Below are 16357 nucleotides of genomic sequence, written 5' to 3'. Positions count from 1 at the left end.
TGGAGGCTTTTTTTATACAATTAAAACTCATTCTAAATAATAGATTTTAACAATACATCAAATTTGATTTTTCGACTCCGAGTTTATACTAATTCCAACTAATTTTGTTGCGTAAAATTTATTTAATGGAATTAATAGAAAAATTAAACTGGAGATTTGCGACCAAAGCAATGAACGGTGAAAAAGTACCTCAGGAAAAGGTAGATAAAATATTGGAAGCAGCCAGATTAGCTCCAACTTCAAGCGGATTACAGCCTTTCGAGATCATTGTGATCACGAATAAGGAAGTGAAAGAACAAATCAAGCCACATGCATGGAACCAACCACAGATCACGGATTGTTCGCACCTTTTGGTTTTTGCAGCTTGGGATAACTATACGGAAGAAAGAATCAATAATATGTTCGATCTTACGAATGAAATCAGAGGTTTCAAAAATGAAGGTTGGGAAAATTACAGACAGATGCTGTTGGGTACTTATCCTCAAAGATCTGCTGAAGAAAACTTCACTCATGCAGCAAAACAAGCTTATATTTCTTTCGGAGCAGCAATTATTGCGGCAGCTTTTGAAGAAGTAGATTCAACGCCAATGGAAGGTTTTTCTCCGGAAGCTGTTGATGAGGTTTTAAACTTAAAAGAGAAAGGACTAAAAAGTGTTTTATTGTTACCAATCGGTTACAGAGAAGCATCCAACGACTGGTTGGTGAATCTTGCGAAAGTAAGAAAGTCTAAAGAAGATTTCATTACAGAGATTAACTAATTATTATATATTTTATTCATAGAAAAATCCCTTTCAGAATTTGAAAGGGATTTTGTTTTATGGGAATTAAACCTTCAAGGTTTTTAAAACCTTGAAGGTTTCAATAATATCAAGTTTAATTATTCGGTTTCCACTCCACAACAGCTCTAATAAAAGCTTCTGCATTTTCCACCGGAATATTAGGTAAAATCCCGTGACCAAGATTTGCAATATATCTGTCTTTTCCGAAACGGTTGATCATTTCAGTCACCATTTTCTTGATGGTTTCAGGTGTAGAATGTAATCTCGCCGGATCAAAATTCCCTTGAAGTGTCATTGTATGATTGGTCAATGTTCTTGCAAGCTCTGGTTTGATCGTCCAGTCAACACCCAAAGCTGAAACCGGAGACATCGTCATATCTTCCAAAGCGAACCAACATCCTTTTCCAAATACCACAACATGAGAAAGCGGACTTAAAGCCTCAACAATTTGATTAATGTATTGCCAAGAGAATTCCTGATAATCTGCAGGAGAAAGCATTCCTCCCCAAGAATCAAAGATCTGTACCGCAGAAACTCCTTTTTCTACTTTTCTTTTAAGATAAGCAATCGTGGTATCTGTGATTTTTTGAAGTAATAAATGAGCAGCTTCCGGCTGTTGGAAACAGAAAGACTTTGCAATATCAAAAGCCTTACTTCCTTTTCCTTCCACACAGTAGCAAAGAATTGTCCAAGGGGAACCCGCAAAACCGATCAATGGAATTTCATTGTCTAGTTTTATCAAAGTTAGTTCAATGGCATCAAAAACGTATCCTAGGGTATCATTCACATCGGGAACAATAACATTCTGAACATCTTCCATTGTTCTGATCGGGTTGTCTAACCACGGACCAACATTTTCCTTCATTTTAAAGTCAATTCCCATTGCTTGAGGAACTACTAAAATATCAGAAAACAAAATAGCAGCATCCAAAGGAAATCTGCGGATTGGCTGTACTGTGATTTCAGAAGCTAATTCGGGAGTCTGACATCTAGTGAAGAAGTCATATTTGTCACGAAGAGCAATGAATTCCGGCAAATATCTTCCGGCTTGTCTCATCATCCAAACTGGCGGTCTTTCTACGGTTTCTCCGCGAAGTGCTTTTAAATATAGGTCGTTTTTAATCATAATTTATTAGACTATTACTGCCGTTCGTTACCTTCGGGCAATCACATTTTAAAGATTGTTTTTAACGGTCTTTCGTATTAATTCAAAGATAGATACGAGACTGTTGCCCACGGAAGTATAAATCTTCTCTTGGGTGTATTTTCTTAGTTCGTTGGAAGTGGTTTCGCCGATCGAAAAAAGCGTCATTCCTTCCAAAGAATTCTGATTTGCAAAACTACGAACTCCACTTGGACTAAAAAAAACTATAGCATGATATTTTTCAGGTACCAAAGGATTGATTTCTTCGGTATTATAAACTGTGACTTTATTGTATTTGATATTTTGCAACGGAAGTTCTTTGTCGAGAACATCAATAGCTAAGTTACCACAGAAATGAAGAAACTTTTCATGCTGGCAGTGAGTAATGATGAATTTTGAAAGCGTTTCAGCATTTTTCAATACCTTAAAAGTTCCAAAACCGTTTTTTCTTAATTCTCTTTTTGTTTTTTCGCCCACACAATATATTTTATTGTAGTTTTTCGCTGTAAAATCTTCATTAGGCTTAAATTGATTGTTGAAAAAGGAAATTACACCGTTCACACTTGTGAAAATAAGAGAAGAATTTTTTAAATCAAAAGAATTGATCCGAATAGGGTTGGTCTTAATAACCTCAACACAATCCACCAAAATGTCCTCTCCTAATTGCTGGGATAAAATTGATTGATCTATGTTTTTGGTGAATAAAATTTTCATTAAGGTCTGTCTTTTAAATGTAAATCAGTAACTAACAGTCTTACTTTTTTCATAAAATCTTTCCCGGGATCGTCTTTTATTGTAAAATAATTTGGGTCAGTTTCTTTCCAAAGTTTAGAATTTCTAAAGATACCATATTCTGAATGCCCGATTAAATATTCTATATCGTATTTTTTGGTTAAAAATCTAATTAATTGAGCGTTCGAAGCAATTTGCTTTTCGGTAAGCGGTTGCTGTTTACTTCCGATATTTTCAATGCCTATTGCGCAATAATTAAGACCAATCGTGTGTCTTGCAAACATATTGGGCTCCATAAGTTGATAGATGGTGCCGTCTCTGTCTACAATAAACTGGGACGAAACATTTAATGTACTTTGTTTTTTCAAAACATTTCGGGCAGATTCCAGATGGGTTTTATTGAAATACTTATAATTGGTTTCAACAGTTCCACCTGCAGTATAATGTAATACGATTATTTTAGGTGAAATAGTTGGAGACTTTTGAACAATCTGATAATGATCCTTAAGATACTCCAAACTTAGGCGCGTTCTTTCCGTAGAATATTCAATAGGCTTATTAATTATCTTAAATTCATTGGTTTGAGCCTTCGTAGAGCAAATTATCAATACGAATAAAGCATAAAAAAGATTTTTCATAAAAGTAGTTTATTTAGAGTATTGATAATGTCCTGTAATGGTATATTTAAAAAGTACGTCTTCCATAACCTGTCCGCTTCCTATATTATGTACGATCAAAAACCTTTTTCCGTCTGCAGATTTTTTATTCACAATAATTCCAATATGGGTTAGGTTGCCAGGTAAAACCCAAGTAACAATGTCACCCGGAATATAAAATGTAGGATTGGTTTCAATTGATTTTACTTTTCCAAATTTAGAAAAGAAGACCATCAAATTAGGAACCCTTCTGTGATCAATATTGGTGTCAGGCTTTTTTAACTTCCAGGTCTTTGGATATTTTGAAAAATTTTTCGCCATATCCTCATGAACTTCTTTTTGCAGATCAATACCAACTTTTCTGTAGGCTCTGATAACAACATCTGTGCATACGCCTTTATCCGAAGGAACATCTCCATTGGGATAGGTAAGGATAAAATAAGTAGGGTCGTAAGTGATCGTCTTGTCTATAATCCCCAAAGCGGCGTTAGATAATTGAAGCGCAAATTTATTCTGTGCATTTGCAGTAAACACACAGAATGCGAGGAGTAATAAAAATAGAGCCTTTTTCATGATTTTGTACGTTAAAATATAAAGGTACAAATATGCTTAAAAGTTCTTAATAAGAAGCTTTAATTTCGGCCATCAATTCTTTTCCTCCGTTTTCAAGAACTATTTTTGCGAATTTTTCTCCAAAATTTTCAGACTCATTATATTCGAAGTTTTCGTCTGTAGCAATGCAGTTTTTACCATCTAATGAACAAAGTGCCGCTTTAAAACGAATCTGGTCTCCAAAAAATTCAGCAAACGCTCCGATTGGTGCGGTACAGCCTCCTTCTAGAGTGCTTAGGAAATTTCTTTCGATCTCAACACAGATTTGCGTTGGTTTATGATTGGTTACTTTGCTTAAAATTTCGTTGATTTCTTTCTTGTCAGAATGCCCTGCAACAGCAATTACACCTTGCGACGCAGCGGGGATCATTAATGGAAGCATTTCATAATCAATGTCCATTTTCATTCTTTTGATTCCTGCTAAAGATAAAATAGTAGCGTCAAAATCCTGATCTTCTAATTTTTGTAGACGAGTTTGGATATTTCCACGGATATCTGAAAATTCAGCGTGAGGATAATTTCTTAACCAAAAAGCTCTTCTTCTCAAGCTGCTTGTTGCCAATTTCAACTCGTGAAACTCTTTCGTTCTGGATGCTTCCTTTCTTATTAATACATCTTGAGGGAAATCTCTTTCAAGATAAGCGATAAGCTCAACATTTTCCGGAAGAAGTGTAGGTACATCTTTTAAAGAGTGAACGGCGATGTCGATCTCATCATTTAATAATGCAATATCCAGATCTCTTGTAAAAACACCTGTGATTCCTAAAGAATAAAGGGGTTGATTAAGATTTTTATCGCCAGAAGAAACGATAGGTACAATCTCGGTTAAATAATTATTGTTTTGTAGGTGCCTGGCAACCTCTCTTGCCTGCCAAAGTGCAAGGGCGGAATTTCTCGTTCCGATTCTAATGCTTTTCATTGAATTCGTTGTTTGGTTGTTCAACTAATATTTCGTGCATTAATTTACTAATTTCTTCGGCTTTCCAAGGATTATCGATGATATATTTTGCAAAACGATTGGTGATTTTCTGAATCATTTTCTCAGAAAGCTCCATATCTGTGATGTTTATATATTTATTTTTTCGGTAAAAATTATGCATCTCGTTGCGTTCCATATTCTTAAGAACGGCTTTGAAATGGTGAATATTTGGTGCTAATTTTCTCTTTTTTTCCCACTCAAGAAACTCTTTTGCCATTTCTTTGATAATAGATTCGGCTTTTGGGATTTCTTTTTCTCTCTGCTGGATGGTTTCCTGAATCTGTTTTGAAAGTTCATCAACATCAACTAAGGTTACATTTTCATTCGTCGTAACATCTTTATCTACGTTATGAGGGATGGAAAGATCAATAATTAATGTTTCTTTTCCGTTCGGGAAGTGAGAAGCATTGATGATAGGTTTTTTGGCTCCGGTAGCAACGATAAGGATATCTGTGTTTTTCAACTCGTTGTCAAAATCAAAATAGTCAACATGAGGAATGTTGTATTTTTCAGATATCTTTTCAGCTTTCTCCTGAGTTCTGTTTGCTATTTTTATTTTCGGCTGGAAAACATGTTTTACAAGATTCTCAACTGTATTTTGCCCAATTTCTCCAACTCCAAGTAAAAGAATATTTTTCTCGGTAATTCTTTTTTGACTGTTTAAAATATAATGAACGGCAGCATAAGAAACGGAAGCCGCTCCGTTGGAGATTCCTGTTTCGTTTTTAATTCTCTTCGAGATCTGGATCGCCGAGTTGATCGCTCTTTCCAGATAAGGATTAGAATTCTGTCTTTCTTTTTTAAAACGGTTGTAAGCTTTTTTGATCTGTCCGATAATCTCGAAGTCACCAATGATCTGGCTTTCCAAACCTGCAGCAACTCTGAACAGATGTTTCAAAGCTTCTTCTTTGGTTAAAATATTGGCAAACTGAAGAAAATCTGTGATATTTACCCCGATCGTTTTACAGTATTCTTCGGCTACCAAAAGGTAATTCGGAGAAGTGGTGTAAATTTCGGTTCTGTTACAAGTGGAAACCACAAAAGCATCGCCTAAATTTTCATCATGAATTTGGGAGACAAAATTTTTAATATTTTCATCAAAAAATGCAAATTTCCCGCGAGTTTCTCCATCAGCCTTTTCATAGCTTATAGAAAGAACCGCAAAATTTGAAGTTTGATTTATATTGGAATATTGTAACATAAGCGATGCAAATTTAACGCTTTTTTTGTTAACCCCTTTCTGATAATGTATATGATAATTATCGTAAAAAACTATTTTGGGATGCTTCTAAATAAGCTTTGAATTGGTATGAAAAATGAAAATTTCGCGTTTTATGCTAAAATAATTTCAAAATTTAATTTGATGATTTTTTTATGAGCAAATTTGCCTTTTTATTATTAAAAAAGGCTCAATTTCCGGCTTCTTACTTCCATCCAAAAGTATCTTAAACCTTATTTCACTTAAAGTCTGTAATTGATTAATGCAAAAGTTAATAGAATATTGAAAAATTTAATAAAATTTTAACCAAATTATATGCTTATGGAATTTCGTTAGTGGCGTTAAATTTATATCTTTGTATTCTTAAAATCAGAAGAAAAATATGAGTTTATTCGATATGTTTACGCAAGAAATTGCGATAGACCTAGGAACTGCCAACACGCTTATCATCCATAATAATAAAATTGTTATAGATCAGCCGTCAATTGTTGCAATTGAGCGTTCTACCGGTAAACCGATCGCAGTAGGTGAACAGGCGAAGCATATGCAGGGGAAAACTCACGAAGATATTAAGACGATCCGTCCTTTGAAAGACGGTGTTATTGCAGATTTCCACGCTTCTGAGCACATGATTAAGGAATTTATCAAAAAAATTCCTGGGATCAAAGGTAGATTTATTCAGCCGGCTTTAAGAATTGTTATCTGTATTCCTTCCGGAATTACGGAGGTTGAAAAAAGAGCGGTAAGAGATTCTGCTCAAAAAGTAAATGCAAAAGAAGTAAGGTTGATCTACGAACCAATGGCAGCTGCAATAGGAGTTGGGATTGATGTTCAGAAACCTGAAGGAAATATGATCATCGACATAGGTGGCGGTACTACAGAAATTGCTGTGGTCGCTTTAGGAGGTATTGTTTGTGATAAATCTGTAAAAATTGCAGGTGATGTATTTACAAATGATATTGCTTATTTCCTAAGAACACACCATAATCTTTACATCGGAGAAAGAACAGCTGAAAGAGTGAAAATTGAAGTTGGTTCTGCTGTGGAAGATCTTGATGTTGATATTGAAGATATCCCGGTACAAGGTAGAGACCTTATCACTGGTAAGCCAAAAGAAATTATGGTTGGCTATAAAGAAATTGCTCGTGCGCTGGACAAATCTATCATAAGAATTGAAGATTCTGTAATGGAAACTCTTTCTTTAACACCTCCGGAATTGGCAGCAGATATCTACAAAACAGGTATTTATCTTGCTGGTGGTGGTGCTTTATTGAGAGGTTTGGCAGACAGACTGCACAAAAAGACTGGTCTTCCTGTTTTCGTGGCAGAAGATCCGTTAAGAGCTGTAGTTCGCGGAACGGGTATTGCGCTTAAGAATATGGATAAATTCAATTTCTTAATTAAATAATTTTAACTTTTACGACACTTTATCTGAATGGGATTTTTGCTGAGATTATTTTCGAAGAACTCTCTTTTTGTCTTCTTTATTTTCTTGCAAATCATTGCTCTGGTTCTGATATTCTCTAAGAATGCCATGCAGAGATCTTGGGTTGCCGGCCAGTCGGCTGCGTTAAACTCTAGGGTTTCCGGATATATTGATGAAGGAGTTACTTATCTTAAGCTAAAACAGGTCAACGAAGATCTGGTAGCTCAAAATAAGGCTTTAATGGTGGAACTCTACGGAAAAGAGGGAGCCAAGAATCCGGTATTCAGAAAAGTTCATGATACTTTAGGAGGAGGACAGATCTATACATTTGTAGACGGAGAGATCGTTTTCAACAGTATTAATAGAAGAAACAACTATTTTACCATTAATCGTGGTAGAAGAGACGGTGTATATCCTCAAATGGGAGTTATGGCTCCAAGAGGTATCGCGGGAATCGTTATTAATTCTACAGATAGTTATGCTTTAGTTCAATCTGTTTTAAGTGTAAATACAATCAGAATTAATGCAGCTCTTAAAAACTCAGGATATTTTGGAACATTAACTTGGAGTGGAGATAACTCCCGAGTAATGCACTTGGCAGACGTTCCTAAATATGTTGCTTTAAAAATTGGTGACAGCGTTGTAACAGACGGTAAATCGGCAATTTTCCCTAAAGGAGTGATGATCGGTACAATTGCGGGTTACTCCGTTGATAATAAAACAGGTTTTTGGGATATTTCGGTTGAGCTTAGTGAAAAAATGGGCGCGCTGAATAAAATCTTTGTTGTTAAAAACCTTAAGAAGGCTGAAGTTCAAAAGATTCAGGATACAATGCAAGCTGTAATAAAAAAGGAAAATGATTAGCAGGACTTTATTTACGGACATATTAATCATGATATTTCTTGTTGCATTACAGATTTTTGTATTGAACAGGATTGTTATTTTCGGAAAATATACTCCGGTGTTATATCCTGTGTTCGTTATGTTTTATCCTTTTTTCAGAAATAAATATCAATTTTTAGCTTTAAGTTTCTTAATTGGGCTTTCTGTTGATGCATTCTTGTCCACATGGGGAATCAATGCATTTGCAACCACTTTGATTGCTTATTACAGAACCTTGATTTTCAGGACATCTACAGATACATCTACAGACTTTTTCTCTTTTCAGTCCCTTCAATGGGCACAGTTTTTAGTGTTTCTGTTTTCAAGTATATTTTTGCACCAACTTTTTGTACAATATATTGAATTCTTTAAGTTTAGCAGAATTTTTGAAATATTACTTAATGTGTTGGTAACAAGCGTAATTTCATTTATATTTATCGTTATTTACGCATTAATATTTAAAATCAAACAAAAAGTTTGAACACACGTTATTTAAAAATCTTTTCCGCCCTTGCTGTTATCGCTCTTATTTTTGTGGCGAGACTTGCTTATTTGCAGTTGTTTACCGACCGTTATGCACTTAATGCGGCCAATACTTCCATTAAAACGGAGTACGTTATTCCTCAACGAGGCGTAATTTTCGACAGAAACGGTAAGATCATGGTGGGCAACCAGCCGGCTTATGAAATTTCGTTTACTCAAGCCTTAATGAAACCTGATTTTGATACATTGGCTTTTTGTAGCTTAATGAAAATCGATAAGAATGATTTCATTAAAAGAATTAATATCATTAAAAAAGAAAAATATTATTCTAAGCTGACCCCGATGACTTTTTTGAAGGATCTTAGCAGAGAAGATATTGCCAGAGTACAGGAGATTATATTTAAATATCCGGCTTTCAGTATTGTTTCAAGACCTCAGCGTCAGTATGAAGTTTCTACTTCTGGAAACCTTTTGGGTTATACGAGTGAGGTGAATGAAAGAGATATTAAAAAAGATTCTACCTATTATTTACCGGGAGATTTCGCAGGAAAATCAGGAGTTGAAAAATCATACGAAAAAGAACTTCGTGGAATAAAGGGAATTAAATATATTCAGAAGGATATCAGACTTAGAAATATTGGTTCTTACAAAGATGGAACTTTAGATAAAGATGTAGTAACAGGTAAAGATATTACACTTACCATTGATTACGACCTTCAAAGAATGGCCGAAGAGATGCTTGTGAATAAACATGGAGCCATCGTTGCCATCGATCCAAATAACGGTGAAATTTTAACCTTAGCGACCGGACCAGATATTGATCCCAATGTTTTCACGGGTCCAAATAAGTCTAGAAATTTATACGCTTTATCAAAAGATACACTTTATGAAAATAAACCAACTTTTGACAGATCACTTCAGGCGGCTTATCCACCAGGTTCAACATTCAAATTATTGACTGCCCTTTCTGCAATGCAGATGGGAGTAATGGATGAAAATACTATTTTCCCGTGTGGAGGAGGATTTAATTATAGAGGATTAAGAATTAAAGGTCACGGCGGAGCAGATCCTTTGATACCGGCAATACAGATTTCAAGTAACTGTTATTTTTCATATGCTTATTTAGCTATTATGAATAAATATCCGGGAAACCCTTCCAAAGGAGTTGATGAATGGAAAAAAATCCTGAATAGCTTTGGCGTAGGAGAATTCCTAAACAATGACTTGGCTGTTGGAGCAAAAGGCAGAATTCCTTCCGGTGAGTTTTACGAGAAAAGAATGCAGTCCATTTATAAAGCAAGTGGAGCCAAAAAAGATCCTAAAAATTGGGATGCTTTGGCTACCGGAGCTGTTTTCAACGGAATGGGGCAGGGAGATGTTTTGGTAACGCCTTTACAATTGGCCAATTATGTTGGAGCTATTGCCAATAAAGGTTGGTATTACACGCCTCACATCGTAAAAGCAATTGATGGAAAACCAAATCCAGACAAAAGATTTAAAACTAAACATAAAACCCTTGTTGATCCAAAACACTTTGAGCCCGTTCTAAAAGGAATGGAAGCCGTAGTTTTAAGAGGAACAGCAAGAGGATTAAAATCAAACGACTTTACACAATTAGCAAAAACAGGTACCGCACAGGTACCTCAGGGGAAAGATAACTCGATTTTCGTGTTGATCGCTCCAGCTGATAAACCTAAAATAGTTGTTGTTGCCGTAATGGAACACGCTGGTTTTGGGGCAACTTGGGCTGGCCCTGCTTGTACCGTAATTGCTGAAAAATATATTACAGGAGATCTGAAAAGAGAAAATCTTTACAAAAAGATGATCACTTCAAGCTTTATGCCTGAATATAAAAGACAGTGGGTCGCAGATTTAAAACGTAAAGGATTATATGTAGACCCAAAACCGGATTCTGTAAAATTGAAAAAAATTCAGGACAGCCTTAATTTTATTAAAGAACAGAAAGTAAAACTGCAGAAAAAGATAGACGAAGAAACCAAAAATATCAAAACCACGAAGCAATGAAATGGACAGAGGGAATAGATAAGTTGGGTCTTGGTTTATACTTCATGCTTTGCATTTTTGCCATCGCAAATATTTACAGTGTTGACCAGAAATTAGGCGAAAAACAATTGGCTTTTTTCGGTATTTCGGTATTTGTAGGGCTTATTATCTTTTTTGGAAGAAGTAAGTTTTTCGAAAATATGGCAGGTATTTTTTATATCGGCGGAGTCTTGTTGCTTATTGGTCTTTTTCCTTTTGGTAAGGAGATTTTAGGGCAAAAAAACTGGTATAAATTCGGGAGTTTTACCATGCAGCCTGTAGAGTTTGCCAAAATTGGGACGACGCTTATGGTTGCCAATTATGTTTCCGGACCGGATTTTAATCTAAGTAACAGAAGATCACTTTTAACCATATTGGCGATTATCGCTATTCCTGCAGTTGTTGTTTTGGCAATTCCCGATGTGGGTTCATTATTGGTTTTTACGGCATTTTTTATTGCTTTATATAGAGAAGGATTAAGTGGTTTGCTTTTCGGAATTGGATTCCTTTTTGCGGGAGTTTTCTTAGTATCTTTAGCTATAAACCCAATTTACGTTGTTGTCGCTATTTTGGTGATTGCGGCAGGGTGGATCGCAATGAATTACTATAAAATGTCTTGGGATGTAATTTCCATCGCGAGTATTATTGGGTCTATTGTTTTATTATGTGGATTGGCTTTTGGCTCACCAAAAATCTTAGAAAAACTTCCAAAACACCAGAGAGAAAGAATTGAAGTTCTTTTTAAAGGTGAAAAAGCATTTAGAGACACTTCCGGTTACAATTTATTATATTCTAAAACAGCGATCGGTTCTGGTGGAATTTTAGGAAAAGGATATCGTGAAGGTTCTGTTACCCAAGGAAAATTCGTCCCTGAGCAGGAAACCGATTATATTTTTTGTACGGTTGGTGAAGAATGGGGCTTTATAGGCAGTGCAGTTCTTGTGCTTTGCTACATGGTTTATATCGGAAGGATCTATTATCTCGCAGAACAGCAAAAATCTATATTTAATCGTGTTTTCGGGTATTGTTTTGCCTCGATTCTTTTGATGCACTTTACGATCAATTTAGGGATGGTTATGGGGCTTTTCCCAACCGTTGGGATTCCGTTACCGTACTTTAGTTATGGTGGAAGTTCATTATTGGCCTTTTCGATCATGACTTTTATTTTCTTTAAATTAAATTATGCTGATAAAAACAGTCTGGTGTAAGCTGGAAGTTGGATGATGGAAGTGTACAAATTTTCCGTTAATTTTAAATTTAAAACCTAAACTATCTGTAAAATCTGCGGAGAATAAATCATTAATAAAATCAATAAGCTTTATGAAAGAAGCATACATTCTTGACCAAAATTTCGAAAACACAGATTTTGGAAAATCTCCATTGGAAAAAGGCGAATATGAAAACTGCACTTTCCTTAATTGTAATTTTGAATATGTAAATCTATCCGAATTTAAATTTACCGACTGTGAGTTCATAGGATGCAATTTAAGCATGGCAAAGCTTTCAAACACGGCTTTTCGTGATGTGATTTTTAAAGGATGTAAAATGTTTGGACTTCAATTTAGTGACTGCAATGAATTTGGATTGTCATTTAAGTTTGATGAATGCTCTCTGAATAATTCCACCTTTTATAAAACAACGATTAAAAAGACTTTTTTCAAAAATTCAAAGTTAATTGAGGTTGATTTTGAAGAATGTGATCTTTCAAATTCGGTATTTATAAACTGTGATCTTGCGGGAGCTGTATTTGTGAATGCAAACCTTGAAAAAACAGATTTCAGGACTTCCATCAACTACTCCATAGATCCTAATATTAATAAGCTTAAAAAGGCTAAATTCTCCCTTTCTGAGGTGCATGGTCTATTATATAAGCTCGATATACAAATAGAGAGAAATAGCTAATCAAGCTTCAATATAAAACATAATAAAAAAACCATCAAAAATTTTGATGGTTTCATTATTTAAATCAATTATTTAAAATTAAAAACTTGTTGCGGCTGTTGCTGTTGTTGCAGCTAGGTTGTTGTAAGCTTCTCCGTTTTCGTTAATCACTCTTTTTGCGAATCTGAACTTAGGTCCCCAATAAGAATCATTAAGAGAAGAAATCATAACACCTTTTGAAGTGGCTGCATGAATGAATTTTACTTCACCTTCTTCAGAAACACTTTCTACAATACCTACGTGAGAAATTCTTCTACCGTGAGAAAAGAAAATCAAATCTCCTTTCTGTAGGTTTTCTTTCTCAATTTTTTCTCCTTCCTGAGCCTGAGAAGCTGCTACTCTTGGTAAGCTAAGCCCTGCTGCTGCTCCGAATACAGAAAGCACAAAAGCTGAACAATCTATACCGTTTCTCGTCATTCCTCCATATCTGTAAGGAGTTCCTAGGTATGTTTCAGCTTCCGTTAGGATATTGTCTATTGTTTTATTGTATTTTACTACTTTAGCAATGCCTGCATTTTTAATAGAATTTTTTGCATTTGCTATAGATGCCGCTTTTTCCGCAAGAAAAGAGTTAATAAGTCTTTGCTTATCCTGCTCCATTTTGTTCGTATCAATTGAAGCTAGTTTGGCATCTGTTTTGTATTCTTTAGAGTAAGTTGCTGGTTTTGAAACTACATAATTTGTAACGCAAGATTGTAGTGAGACTGTAGAAACTAAAGCTACTAAATAAGACAAAACTCTTTTCTTCATATACATATTTATTACCGTGTTAATGGGATATTTATTTCAAAAGCCTTACAAAAGTAGAGATTCCGAGTAAAACGAGCCCGATATGATTATTATCAGGTTATGTATTTAACATATTTTAACATATACTTTAAGTATGTTAAAGAAAAACCAACCGCTACGTCCCATTTTTGGTGAGTGAGCGGTTTTTTTTATTATGATTCTTTAACATAATAATTGATATTTCCTTTATTAATCATAGTCTAGTTTTTAAAACTCCAATTTTCAGACTGTTAATAAATCAAAAAAAACTCCCCGGAAAAAACCGAGGAGCTTAACTAATATGGAACTTTACAGATGTTATCTTGTAAATAACATTTCTCTATATTTCGTCATTGGCCAAAGCTCATCGTCAACCATCATTTCAAGATCATCAGAAGCTTCTCTGATCGGGTCAAATAATGGAATTACATTCGTGCAGTATACTTCTGCTTGCTTTTGGCTGTCAGACGTTGCTTTTGCAGCTTCTCTCGCTTTCATAAGATCCTCAACACCTAACTTGATTTTAGAAATGTTTTCAGAAATCTGAGTAATTAAACTCATTTGTTCTTTTGCTAATTTTTTGAATTCTTTGTCTTCAAAAATTTCTTTAAGACCTTTTACGTTCTCAATTAATCTGTTTTGATAATTTAAAGCGGAAGGAATGATGTGGTTTCTTGCGATATCACTTAAAACTCTTGCTTCAATATCAATAACTGTAGAATATTTTTCTAATTTGATTTCGTTTCTAGCCTCAACTTCTCTGTGAGTGAAAATTCCCATTTCCTCATAAAGATCTACAAACTTCTGATCCATTTCTTGCTTAAGAGCTTCTGGAGTAGTCTTTAAGTTGTTAAGGCCTCTTTTCTCAGCTTCTTTTGCCCAGTCATCAGAATATCCATCGCCTTCAAACATAATGTTTTTACACTGCTTGATATATTCTCTTAATACATTGAAAATAGCTTCGTCTTTCTTCAATCCTGTTTCGATTAAAGCATCAACTTCTTTTTTGAAATCACCTAATTGTTTTGCAGCAATCGTGTTCATTACGGTCATAGATTCTGCACAGTTTGCAGAAGAACCTACCGCTCTGATTTCAAATTTATTTCCTGTAAATGCAAATGGAGACGTTCTGTTTCTGTCAGTATTATCTAATAGAATTTCAGGAATTTTTCCAACTACATTTAATTTTAGATCTGTTTTTTCGTCCGGAGAAAGTTTTCCTTCAGTTACTTTTTCTAATTCTTCCAACACTCTGAATAACTGACTTCCGATGAATACAGAAATAATTGCCGGTGGAGCTTCATTAGCACCTAATCTGTGGTCGTTGCTTGCAGAAGCGATACTTGCTCTTAAAAGGTCAGCATATTCATGAACTGCTTTAATTGCATTAACGAAGAATGTTAAGAACTGTAAGTTTTTCTTAGGATTTTTTCCTGGGCTTAATAGGTTTTCACCTGTATCAGTAGCTAAAGACCAGTTGTTATGTTTTCCGCTTCCGTTTACTCCTGCGAATGGTTTTTCGTGGAATAAAATGTGGAAATGGTGTCTGTGAGCAATTCTTGCCATAACATCCATCAACAAAGAGTTGTGGTCTACAGCAACGTTTACTTCCTCAAACATTGGAGCCAGCTCAAATTGGTTTGGCGCAACCTCGTTGTGTCTTGTTGTTACAGGGATACCCAATTTCATACATTCGATTTCCAATTCTTTCATGAAGTTCATTACTCTTGTAGGAATTGAACCGAAATAATGGTCATCTAACTGCTGCCCTTTTGCAGGAGAGTGTCCTAATAAAGTTTTTCCGGTTAATACCAAGTCAGGACGAGATTGGTATAATGCAGAGTCAACCAAGAAATATTCTTGCTCCCAACCTAAAGTAGGAGTTACTTTTGTTACGTTTTTGTCGAAATACTGCATTACGTTTGTTGCAGCTTCATCTACAGCATTCAAAGCTCTTAAAAGAGGTGCTTTGTAATCTAAAGTTTCTCCTGTATAAGAGATAAAGATTGAAGGAATACAAAGAGTAGTTCCCATAATAAAAGCAGGAGATGTAGGATCCCAAGCAGTATATCCTCTAGCTTCGAAAGTGTTTCTGATTCCTCCGTTCGGGAAAGAAGATGCATCAGGCTCTTGCTGGATCAATAAGTTTCCGCTGAATCTCTCGATTGCTCTTCCGCCTTCAATCGGTGTGAAGAATGAATCGTGCTTTTCTGCAGTACTTCCTGTTAAAGGCTGAAACCAGTGCGTGTAATGCGTTACTCCTTTGCTCATTGCCCAATCTTTCATAGCTACTGCTACCTGATCTGCAATTAATCTTTGGATCTTCGTTCCTTTTTTAATAGCATCCATAATAGATTGGAATGCTTCTTTTGTTAAATATTCTCTCATTGTGTTCTCAGAGAATACATTTTCACAAAATAATTCTGACAATTTCGCAGGAATTTCTACCGAATTATCTTTTCTAAAGTCCTTGAATGGTAATGTTTCTAATGCTTTAAATCTTAAAGTTGACATATTAAGGTTGTATTTTGTGGGGCAAATTTACAAAAAAAATAGATTAAAAATATTTTTACCCTGATTTTTTTAGGGGTATCTGTGAAATTTATTAAAATTTAAACAATAATTTAATTTTTTAACCTCATCAAATTCTTATTATGTCAAGTAGTTTGTTAAAAGATACTTAAAATAAGTTG

15 protein-coding genes are annotated in these 16357 nt (G+C 35.0%); 7 read left to right on the top strand and 8 right to left on the bottom strand.

The annotated features are described in order from the left end of the window. Positions 1–125 precede the first annotated feature (125 nt). Entirely contained in the window at positions 126–758 is a 633-nt protein-coding gene (locus tag A0O34_RS08465; protein ID WP_066753710.1) for an NAD(P)H-dependent oxidoreductase, read from the top strand. 115 nt (positions 759–873) lie between these two features. On the opposite strand, the gene hemE is transcribed toward A0O34_RS08465, so the two are convergent. The 6 genes from hemE to hemA are packed head-to-tail and all read right to left on the bottom strand — an operon-like array spanning position 874 to position 6103. Then, positions 874–1905 (bottom strand): uroporphyrinogen decarboxylase, encoded by a 1032-nt coding sequence (gene hemE / locus A0O34_RS08460; protein WP_066753709.1) that lies wholly within the window; start codon positions 1903–1905, stop codon positions 874–876. Positions 1906–1953: 48 nt separating this feature from the next. Next, positions 1954–2637, bottom strand: a complete 684-nt coding sequence (locus A0O34_RS08455) for a uroporphyrinogen-III synthase (protein WP_066753708.1) — start codon at positions 2635–2637, stop codon at positions 1954–1956. Next, positions 2637–3293, bottom strand: coding sequence for a peptidoglycan recognition protein family protein (locus tag A0O34_RS08450; protein ID WP_066753706.1), 657 nt, complete (start codon positions 3291–3293; stop codon positions 2637–2639). Before A0O34_RS08450 ends, A0O34_RS08455 begins: the two co-directional genes overlap by 1 nt. A 9-nt stretch (positions 3294–3302) precedes the next feature. Further along, positions 3303–3884 (bottom strand): DUF1287 domain-containing protein, encoded by a 582-nt coding sequence (locus A0O34_RS08445; RefSeq protein WP_066753705.1) that lies wholly within the window; start codon positions 3882–3884, stop codon positions 3303–3305. A gap of 46 nt (positions 3885–3930) precedes the next feature. Next, on the bottom strand, positions 3931–4842 hold the full coding sequence (gene hemC, locus A0O34_RS08440; protein ID WP_066753704.1) for a hydroxymethylbilane synthase: 912 nt from the start codon (positions 4840–4842) through the stop codon (positions 3931–3933). Next, positions 4829–6103, bottom strand: a complete 1275-nt coding sequence (hemA, locus tag A0O34_RS08435) for a glutamyl-tRNA reductase (protein WP_066753702.1) — start codon at positions 6101–6103, stop codon at positions 4829–4831. The genes hemC and hemA overlap by 14 nt, the downstream gene beginning before the upstream one ends. Before the next feature lie 400 nt (positions 6104–6503). On the opposite strand from hemA, the gene A0O34_RS08430 reads away from it, so the two are divergent. From A0O34_RS08430 to A0O34_RS08405, 6 genes are all read left to right on the top strand, one after another. Next, entirely contained in the window at positions 6504–7529 is a 1026-nt protein-coding gene (locus A0O34_RS08430; RefSeq protein WP_054512301.1) for a rod shape-determining protein, read from the top strand. 27 nt (positions 7530–7556) lie between these two features. Next, positions 7557–8411, top strand: coding sequence for a rod shape-determining protein MreC (gene mreC, locus A0O34_RS08425; protein WP_066753700.1), 855 nt, complete (start codon positions 7557–7559; stop codon positions 8409–8411). Beyond that, positions 8404–8910: a rod shape-determining protein MreD gene (locus A0O34_RS08420; protein ID WP_066753698.1), complete on the top strand. Its 507-nt coding sequence runs from the start codon at positions 8404–8406 to the stop codon at positions 8908–8910. Before mreC ends, A0O34_RS08420 begins: the two co-directional genes overlap by 8 nt. Then, positions 8907–10937 (top strand): peptidoglycan D,D-transpeptidase FtsI family protein, encoded by a 2031-nt coding sequence (locus tag A0O34_RS08415; RefSeq protein WP_066753696.1) that lies wholly within the window; start codon positions 8907–8909, stop codon positions 10935–10937. Before A0O34_RS08420 ends, A0O34_RS08415 begins: the two co-directional genes overlap by 4 nt. Next, on the top strand, positions 10934–12163 hold the full coding sequence (gene rodA / locus A0O34_RS08410) for a rod shape-determining protein RodA (RefSeq protein WP_066753694.1): 1230 nt from the start codon (positions 10934–10936) through the stop codon (positions 12161–12163). Before A0O34_RS08415 ends, rodA begins: the two co-directional genes overlap by 4 nt. Before the next feature lie 112 nt (positions 12164–12275). Continuing rightward, positions 12276–12857 (top strand): pentapeptide repeat-containing protein, encoded by a 582-nt coding sequence (locus A0O34_RS08405; protein ID WP_066753692.1) that lies wholly within the window; start codon positions 12276–12278, stop codon positions 12855–12857. Positions 12858–12935: 78 nt separating this feature from the next. On the opposite strand, the gene A0O34_RS08400 is transcribed toward A0O34_RS08405, so the two are convergent. Together A0O34_RS08400 and A0O34_RS08395 are read right to left on the bottom strand one after the other, a co-directional pair. Then, entirely contained in the window at positions 12936–13646 is a 711-nt protein-coding gene (locus tag A0O34_RS08400; RefSeq protein WP_066759584.1) for a C40 family peptidase, read from the bottom strand. A gap of 336 nt (positions 13647–13982) precedes the next feature. After that, a complete protein-coding gene (locus A0O34_RS08395; protein ID WP_066753690.1) occupies positions 13983–16178 on the bottom strand; it encodes a glutamine synthetase III family protein in 2196 nt (731 codons plus the stop codon). Positions 16179–16357: the final 179 nt, after the last annotated feature.

Origin of the sequence: Chryseobacterium glaciei (genome assembly GCF_001648155.1) — a bacterium.
In the GTDB taxonomy this organism is placed as follows: domain Bacteria; phylum Bacteroidota; class Bacteroidia; order Flavobacteriales; family Weeksellaceae; genus Chryseobacterium; species Chryseobacterium glaciei.
Note: the sequence above shows the minus strand (reverse complement) of the source record. Positions and strands in the feature narration are given on the sequence as shown.

What these genes read in the sequence shown, in the direction of transcription:
- A0O34_RS08465 (WP_066753710.1), top strand. Translation starts at nt 126, where the DNA reads ATGGAATTAATAGAAAAATTAAACTGGAGATTTGCGACCAAAGCAATG.
- hemE (WP_066753709.1), bottom strand. Translation starts at nt 1,905, where the DNA reads ATGATTAAAAACGACCTATATTTAAAAGCACTTCGCGGAGAAACCGTA.
- A0O34_RS08455 (WP_066753708.1), bottom strand. Translation starts at nt 2,637, where the DNA reads ATGAAAATTTTATTCACCAAAAACATAGATCAATCAATTTTATCCCAG.
- A0O34_RS08450 (WP_066753706.1), bottom strand. Translation starts at nt 3,293, where the DNA reads ATGAAAAATCTTTTTTATGCTTTATTCGTATTGATAATTTGCTCTACG.
- A0O34_RS08445 (WP_066753705.1), bottom strand. Translation starts at nt 3,884, where the DNA reads ATGAAAAAGGCTCTATTTTTATTACTCCTCGCATTCTGTGTGTTTACT.
- hemC (WP_066753704.1), bottom strand. Translation starts at nt 4,842, where the DNA reads ATGAAAAGCATTAGAATCGGAACGAGAAATTCCGCCCTTGCACTTTGG.
- hemA (WP_066753702.1), bottom strand. Translation starts at nt 6,103, where the DNA reads ATGTTACAATATTCCAATATAAATCAAACTTCAAATTTTGCGGTTCTT.
- A0O34_RS08430 (WP_054512301.1), top strand. Translation starts at nt 6,504, where the DNA reads ATGAGTTTATTCGATATGTTTACGCAAGAAATTGCGATAGACCTAGGA.
- mreC (WP_066753700.1), top strand. Translation starts at nt 7,557, where the DNA reads ATGGGATTTTTGCTGAGATTATTTTCGAAGAACTCTCTTTTTGTCTTC.
- A0O34_RS08420 (WP_066753698.1), top strand. Translation starts at nt 8,404, where the DNA reads ATGATTAGCAGGACTTTATTTACGGACATATTAATCATGATATTTCTT.
- rodA (WP_066753694.1), top strand. Translation starts at nt 10,934, where the DNA reads ATGAAATGGACAGAGGGAATAGATAAGTTGGGTCTTGGTTTATACTTC.
- A0O34_RS08405 (WP_066753692.1), top strand. Translation starts at nt 12,276, where the DNA reads ATGAAAGAAGCATACATTCTTGACCAAAATTTCGAAAACACAGATTTT.
- A0O34_RS08400 (WP_066759584.1), bottom strand. Translation starts at nt 13,646, where the DNA reads ATGAAGAAAAGAGTTTTGTCTTATTTAGTAGCTTTAGTTTCTACAGTC.
- A0O34_RS08395 (WP_066753690.1), bottom strand. Translation starts at nt 16,178, where the DNA reads ATGTCAACTTTAAGATTTAAAGCATTAGAAACATTACCATTCAAGGAC.